The organism is Funiculus sociatus GB2-C1 (genome assembly GCF_039962115.1).
GTDB lineage: Bacteria > Cyanobacteriota > Cyanobacteriia > Cyanobacteriales > FACHB-T130 > Funiculus > Funiculus sociatus.
On sequence record NZ_JAMPKJ010000122.1, the window covers coordinates 1 to 7,371 of the forward strand.

At 44.2% G+C, this 7,371-nt stretch carries 7 protein-coding genes; 4 read left to right on the forward strand and 3 right to left on the reverse strand.

What is annotated here, in order from left to right; translation table 11 throughout:
* Positions 1-224 precede the first annotated feature (224 nt).
* Positions 225-1,100 carry a PEP-CTERM sorting domain-containing protein gene (locus NDI42_RS28365; RefSeq protein ID WP_190455015.1) on the reverse strand — a complete coding sequence of 292 codons (876 nt, stop codon included), beginning with the start codon at positions 1,098-1,100 and terminating at the stop codon, positions 225-227.
* 323 nt (positions 1,101-1,423) lie between these two features.
* Here NDI42_RS28365 and NDI42_RS28370 point away from each other — a divergent pair, with 323 nt between their 5' ends.
* Positions 1,424-1,573 (forward strand): hypothetical protein, encoded by a 150-nt coding sequence (locus NDI42_RS28370; RefSeq protein WP_348231876.1) that lies wholly within the window; start codon positions 1,424-1,426, stop codon positions 1,571-1,573.
* A gap of 142 nt (positions 1,574-1,715) precedes the next feature.
* Here NDI42_RS28370 and NDI42_RS28375 read toward each other — a convergent pair whose 3' ends face one another.
* Together NDI42_RS28375 and NDI42_RS28380 are read right to left on the reverse strand one after the other, a co-directional pair.
* The gene (locus NDI42_RS28375; RefSeq protein ID WP_190455018.1) at positions 1,716-3,713 is read right to left on the reverse strand and encodes a PAS domain-containing sensor histidine kinase; all 1,998 of its coding nucleotides are present in this window, start codon (positions 3,711-3,713) and stop codon (positions 1,716-1,718) included.
* Between the two features lie 186 nt (positions 3,714-3,899).
* Positions 3,900-4,247, reverse strand: coding sequence for a 4a-hydroxytetrahydrobiopterin dehydratase (locus tag NDI42_RS28380; RefSeq protein WP_190455021.1), 348 nt, complete (start codon positions 4,245-4,247; stop codon positions 3,900-3,902).
* A gap of 257 nt (positions 4,248-4,504) precedes the next feature.
* Here NDI42_RS28380 and NDI42_RS28385 point away from each other — a divergent pair, with 257 nt between their 5' ends.
* Genes NDI42_RS28385 through NDI42_RS28395 form a run of 3 tightly spaced genes read left to right on the forward strand, consistent with a single transcriptional unit; the run spans position 4,505 to position 7,265 of the window.
* The gene (locus NDI42_RS28385; protein WP_190455024.1) at positions 4,505-4,963 is read left to right on the forward strand and encodes a DUF6884 domain-containing protein; all 459 of its coding nucleotides are present in this window, start codon (positions 4,505-4,507) and stop codon (positions 4,961-4,963) included.
* A 5-nt stretch (positions 4,964-4,968) separates the two neighbouring features.
* Positions 4,969-6,867, forward strand: coding sequence for a hypothetical protein (locus NDI42_RS28390; protein WP_190455027.1), 1,899 nt, complete (start codon positions 4,969-4,971; stop codon positions 6,865-6,867).
* 8 nt (positions 6,868-6,875) lie between these two features.
* Positions 6,876-7,265 carry a hypothetical protein gene (locus NDI42_RS28395; protein WP_190455030.1) on the forward strand — a complete coding sequence of 130 codons (390 nt, stop codon included), beginning with the start codon at positions 6,876-6,878 and terminating at the stop codon, positions 7,263-7,265.
* The last annotated feature ends 106 nt before the right edge of the window (positions 7,266-7,371 follow it).

The window sequence follows — 7,371 nt, forward strand, 5'->3', positions numbered from 1 at the left end:
GGGGGATGCACGGGTTTTGAGCGATTTTACCGGTTTTTCTGGCATTTGACCAGCTAAGCAGCGCTCACCAACCTAATTAGCGCCGCTTTTTTCTCGTTATTCAGCACGCCCTATTTAGTGCTAAGTAATACCTCTCCAGGCAAGTCGCTGTACTTTACCAACTATGAAATTGGGATGCAATTAGTAAAATTTCGATAGGCTGAAATCTCTATAGTTGCTGTATTTTACCTCAACTTCGATGCTAAAACTTTATTTCTAGCTCTATATCCAACACCTATTAAGCAAAAGATAAGTAAAGCAAAAGTTCCGGAAGACTCAGGAGTTTTAACGACTGCTTGATTCCTTTTAATTTCTACTAAAGTTAGATAAGTTAAACTATCGAAAGTACGCGAATACTTACCTGTAACCGAGGCTGTAGCAGATTCTTCGCTCCCTCCATAAGACTTTTTAAGAAAATCCTTCAAGGATTTAGAAGTGGTAATGCTGTTACTCTTATTAGCTATAAAGAAATCACCGCCACCTGGAGTCTTTAAATTTCCGGATAGACTAAAGAAATCTAAGAGAATCCAGTTGTCACGATCGTTAGTGTTATACAGCTGAAAAGATATCTCTCCAGCAGCACTAGCGCGTTCAAATTGGGATTTTTTAATGGAAGTTTTTAGATTTAAATCAGCTAAGAAATCAAAAGAAAACCTTTCCTGATCTCCCACAAGAAAATCGTAACCGATAATGGCAGCAATGCTTTGGGCTAAACCAAAGTAATTTTTACCTGCGCCGTTCGCTGTACTTACAGAAGAGTTCTCGGCGAATGTCGGCGGGTTTAAGGGATCGGCTGTAAAAGAGGCGTTAGCGTTAGCGTTAGTAGTAACTTGACCGTTGGTTGCAATTGTATCAGTCAAAGTATCGGTGAAAGTCTCAACCCCTAAAGGATTGTGACTAAAGTTATTAACTTTGAATGTTGCTTCAGACTTGGCTAGAGTAGCAGCAAAACTGGGTGAAGCAACAACCAGAGAGCCAGTTACTAATGGTGTAACGAATAGAAATAAGCCTACGCCCAGCTTGTATTTTAGTGCCATTAAATCTTTTCCTTCGTATTTCAATAGATTTCAGAAAGTAAATTTTTCTGATTTGCCGATTTGCCGAAATTTACTGCCCTAGCCGTGTATTAAAAACAGCATTATAAATATAGGGCTGTTCGCTTCTAAGAGAAATAGTCTTATCGTCAAATGGGTGGGATTCCCAAACCAGAGATGTTAGGCTAAAAATCTCGACGATAAAAATTCCTACTGTAATAAAGCCAGAAAAAGTAGCTGCGAACTATCTCCGTAATTATACTAATGCCATATTGATAAAGTTGATGTAAAGCTAACGTAATTAAGGATATTTTTTTTTAAAGATTGTGTGAAGTAGGAACCGTCAATGGATGCTGGACAAAATGAGAAGATTGCCATTCTATGTATTTGTTCTATATAAACTGTTATTAGGAACAAAATCACAAGTAGCCGCACAGGTGCTATCTTCGCCTGCAAAAGGCGAGGCAAATATTGTCAATAGCGGTAGTAGTGCGCTGTAGAGTATCACTCGGAAGCAATCAAGGAGTACCTCAAGGTAGTAGAGGAACATCTGGAAAAAACCAAGAAACCCTTGGACAAATCAACTGACATCTAGCCATTAGTTGTTAGATGTCAGTTGAAAAATTTTTCGGTGCGCCTCATTTAATTCCAAGTGAAGCGAAACGTTGCTCCTGCGCCTGGTTCAGACTCAACCCACACTCGTCCTCCCCGGCTCTCGACGATTTTCTTAACCACTGAAAGACCGATACCAGTTCCTTCAACTTTGTCCCTGGACTCCAGCCTCTGGAAAATGCCCCAGATTTTCTGATGGTACTCTGCTGCAATTCCTTGGCCGTTGTCAGTTACTGAGAACTCGTAGGATTTCCCCATCCGAAAACCTACATCGATACGCACATCAGGACGCTGGGAATACTTGATAGCATTGTTGATCAAGTTCATAAAAATCTGTTGCAACGGCACCCGCTGAGTTTTTAGCGTCGGCATATCCGATACAATAATTGAAACTTCGGCGGGAGGGTCGAGCAGTTCTATTACTTCATCTAGTAAGGTGGAGACATTCACCGTCTCGATTGGTGTTTGCACGCGACCTGCGCGAGAATATTGCAGAATGCCGTCAATCAGGGCTTCCATGCGGTGTACCCGTCCGCGCAGCAAGTTCATATGCTGGCGGGATTCATCGCTGAGTTGATCTGCAACGTCTTCCTCGATCCATTCGGAAAGATTAGCGATCGCCCGCAGAGGTGCTTTCAAATCATGGGATGCAATATAGGCAAATTGGTCTAACTCGCGATTACTGCGCTCTAACGCTTCGGTAAGTTGGGTGAGTGCTTCGGCTTTTTTCTCCTGTTCCTGACGCGATCGCACCTGTTGTGTCACTTCTACCGCGTGCGTCATTATACCATAAACCTTGCCATCCACATCTAATAACGGTTGGTAAACAAAATTCCAGAAACTTTCCTCTAAAATGCCATCGTTGTTGCGGTCGAACATCGCCCGCATCTCTTTGCCGACAAAAGGTTCGCCACTGGCATAAACCTGGTCTAACAACTCGAAAAAGCCTTGCCCTTGCAAATCCCAGAACGCCTCCCGTGCGGGTTTACCGAGGATATCCCGCTTTTCAACAATCTGCATATACAGTGGGTTAGCTGTTTCGGTGACATGGTTCGAGCCACGGGTGGTTGCAATTGCCGCCGGTGCTTGCATGAATACCCCCTGAAGTTCGGCACGCGCCGCTTGGGCCTCCGCTAAAGCGCGATCGCGTGCTTGCTCTACTTGCTTACGCTTGGTAATATCCGTGTGTACTCCCACCCATTCCCGAATGCTGCCATCTGCTTCCAGCACTGGCACCCCCCGAACACTCATATATCTATATTCCCCATCCTTTCGCCGCAGACGATGTTCAACTTGGTAAAGAGTTCGGTTAGCAAGGGCAGTTTGCCACGCCTGCGCTGTGTCAGCTTGGTCGTCTGGATGAATAGCATTGAGCCATCCCCAGCCTTTATATTCCTCATAGGTTTGTCCTGTGAACGCACTCCATCCAGGCTGAGGAGTGACAAGTTCCCCCTGCGCCTTGGTGTCCCAGATAATCTGAGCAGTAGCTTCAATCAGGGAACGGTAGCGCTGTTCGCTTTTGCGGAGTGCTGACTGCACCGTTTCCACCTCCATACCTGCTGCTCGTTCGCAGGACAGTTGCCAAGATTTTTCTGTAGAGACACCATATATCGAGTCTTTACAATTGGTAATGTCCACCATTAAGCCGCGCAACAGTTTGGGGCGATCGCATTCATCTTTAACGACGCGCACTACATCTTTGATCAATACGATGCGACCATCAGATGCGATCGCCCGATACTGAAATTCGCCTTCTCGCCCCTCGTTAATCGCGATCGCACAGAAGTTTACGCACCAGTTGCGATCCTCTGGATGGAGAATTCGATCCTGCCAGAAGTTCGGCTCATTTAACCACTGACTGACCGGATAGCCGAGAATATCAATAGCGCGATCGCTGACAAAAGTAAACCTCCACGTCACCGCGTCCATTTCCCAGACAATGGCATCAATTCCCTGCACCAGCTCAACAAAGCGAGTCAATTGCGTTTCTGCTGTACTTGGTGCCGTTCGTAACTGGGTTTCACTCATTGCTTAAGTCTTGTTTTTAATATGACTAGGTGATACTGATGCTTCGCAAAACGAGGATTCATCACAAAAAAAAATTCGGTGACAAAACCCTTTTATTAGTTATGTGAATACTAAATAAACTTCAGAAAAAATCTACTTCCTGCCTCCTTCCCGCTTCGGGAAGGGGGAGGTGAGCAACTATTTCTTTTAAGTAAATTTGGCGGCAATTCCGTCTGTTTTTGCCGCCATAATAAAATCGTTGCGGTGCAGCCCACAAATGGCGTGAGTCCACCAACTCACTGTCACCTTGCCCCACTCCGTAAGCAATGCGGGGTGATGTCCTTCTTCTTCGGCTGCTTCGCCCACTTTATTTGTCAACGCTAGTGCTGTCTGAAAATCTGGAAACTCATAAGTGCGTTCCAGCCTTGGTATTCCATCCACTTCTACAATGTTCCAGTCTGGAATCTGCGGCTTGAGTTCTGCGATTTCCTCATCCGTAACGCGAGGTGCATCCTTATTGCAAGCGCTGCACTTTTGTTGTGTCAGATTTGCCATACTTCCCTGCTTGTGACAGTAAATTGCTCAAATTTACTAAAGTGAGCTTTTTAGCACATCGTCCCTAAAGCGGATTTTGCCAGGATGGGAAAGGTGAGCGCGATCGCAAATAACTCTAGTGAAGAATATTGCCAGTAATGTTGGATGACGGTTACAAACAAGTCACAATTACTAAAAGCCTTTTTGAGATTTTCCTTGCATTTAGCATGGGAATGCCAACTTTCACGTCAACAGTCCAGCTTCCATGAAGTACAATAGTGGGTTCTGAATCTCGATACTTACTGATTATTGCCTGCTCCCAGCGTAAACGCTTGGATGCGGGGGAGATGAGTGCGATCGCACGCTATGATGGGGGTCACTTCCGGGTGTTGCGGAAGGCACAGAGGGACGGCTATTGGTCGAATAATCTAGATGTGCTGATTTTGTCGGCTAAGTACGGCTTGATAGAGGCTTGTACGCCTATTGCTAATTACGAGCAACGAATGAACTGTAAACGAGCCAGCGAACTAAAGGCGCAAGTCACACAAGCTTTACAGACTTATGCCAGACTAGGTGTCTACTGTGAAGTTTATGTAGATTTGGGTCAAGATTACCTTCCAGCTATAGAAGGACTTGCGGACTTATTCAAAGGTTTACAAGTGACGTATGCTGACGGGCGTATTGGTGAGCGGCTGAAATGGTTAAAGCATTGGCTGAAAGCAAAGTGTGAGGGGTAACGACTGTGCAGAGAAAAGGCTCTATTATCTCAGGAATCTTCAGTGGCTACCGTCGCGCACTCGATTTATCTCAGAAGCGATATACAGACCTCTACACTGAACGAGCTGCTAATGCCATTGCTTTCTACGAAGACTTCCTTAAAAATTTGATCGTCGGATTCGACAATTTCCAAGAAGCATCCCTGAGGAGAAGGATACGCCGTGAGGTGGAAGCTTTTTTTGGTCGGGATGAGATTCAGTTTGTTGCTATTGATGGCACCTGTAAGAAAGACCCCTTCACCGATTTTATGGTCTTTTCCAGCATTGCTTACGGCGTGCGTGGCGAAATTTCTCTTCAGGGCGATCCACCAAAAATCCAGTACAAGCGGCGGGGTGTAGATGAAGACATCAGCTTCGTGGCTTATGTACCTGTTCCTTTTGCCGAAATTGAAGATGTGGCAAACCCAGAGCGATTGGAAGATTTCGTTGTTACTGACCAAGAAAAGGTGGATCTATCCAGTATCCACAACACACTGATGCAACTGGCTGAGGTGTACTTGGCTTATGAGATGGCTCGCTCAACATCCCCAGATCGAGCGCGTCTTATCCTCATGGATCATTCTCCAAGTAGCATCATGGCTAGTGCTGAAGTCGGAACTTCTAGAGATAAAATCGGGCTTTTGGGTTATCAGGTTGGTCAGCGAACATTAAATGAGCGTGATGCCATTGTAGTTTATGCTCACCCATTCAATGAAGACTTGAGCTTGCCATCTAGCAAGCGATTCCGACTTTACAATGCAATTATTGCTGAAGTAGTCCGAAAGCGAATTAGGGTAGGGCAACAGCTTGACCTAACTGATTTTGCTAAGCGGGATGCCCAGCGTAAGAATATTACTATTGATGAATGGTTTAGTGAATGGCAAGTTCACTACCAAAGAAATACAAAAGCAATAAATAGACTTGGTAAATATGATGCTACAAATGAGACCTTCACTCCTATCTTTGACTACGAGTATTCTTGGCGTGATTCAATTCGGTTGTTTGAAGATATCTGTTATCGGCTGTTTAAAGATAAAGATCAAGAAGCTCTAATTTATGAAACACCTGATGAAGATGACCCAACAAAAATACGACGTCGTTGGATGTCGCCCAATGACGTAAAGTTTTTGGTGTCAATTGGCTTAAGAGCCTTGATTGAAGAATGCTGGAAAAATAGAGTGATGCTCTTGGGTATTGTCAAGGACTCTCAGTCACGTTACTTTACTAGAAATTATTATGGAGTGATGCGTCACGCCGAAGTCTATGATGCAATTGATGTCAAGCCTCTTCCCTGGACTGATCGAATTGTTCTGGAAGACATAGCCTATGGAGTATCAGAAATAACTGCTCCTTGGGCAATCACCGAATTTGACTCTTGCTTTATGACTCTTCATCTCGGTAAGGCTGAAGGTTCTGATGAAATTAAACCAATGGGTGTAAGAGGCGATATTGTCAATCAGGAGAGATTATTTGCGCGTTCTTTGGGACAATTTTTTTTGCGTCGTAGGGATGACAAAGCTTCGCCCTTGATGGGTCATGTTATTTTCATGGATCGCTTGTTACATCCTTACTGGGATTTAGAATTGTGCCAGGGTGAAGACGCTAAAGTTGTTACAAATGACCTGGGGACTATTCAACCTTTCTTGCATCGAAACAACACGGTGGACAATCCAGGTCAGCGAATAGCTATGTACTTTTTAGACACGCTGACCCGCAACTTATTTCCAGAAGCTATCGGATATCCCGATCCATTACATAAAGCTGACGGCGGTGCTAAAACCGTAGGGCGTAAAGTAGCCCAGATTATAGCTGATAGTGCAATTTTTTTTGTTGCAAATCCATTAAGTAAATCGATGCGAACTATCAGAGATTCAATTAAAAGATGAGGTAAATCATGAAAAAAGATGAGTGGTTTATTAAAGATAGAAGGGGCAAAGAACGCACTGGAGTATTAATGAAGCTTGAAGAAAGCGAACATTCTCGTTATGAGTTTGAAGTGTGGTTTGAGTACACCAGGCTGGCAATGACTGACATTAGAGAAGGTACAATGCTAGCTGTGCCTAATTACGCTACTACGCGAGATGAGGTACATTATAGTATTCTCGAAGTTACATCAATAAAGCCTATCCATTACGCCATTGGTGAAGACCCCAAAGGCTACCCTGGTTTTGTAGTAGAAGCAGCTAAGAACGCAGCTCAGGATTGGACTGGTCAGGATGATGAGCCGACTGAGGACACTACAACAATTCAATGCACAGCTATCCCAACAAATTTAGAGCTATAGCAGTCCTATTGGATTTACAAACTTGTGGTAAATTTGTACTAAACTCTTGATTGCGGCCTATACCTATGAAGAATTTTTTACTGGAACAACAACAAAAAGAAGAAAG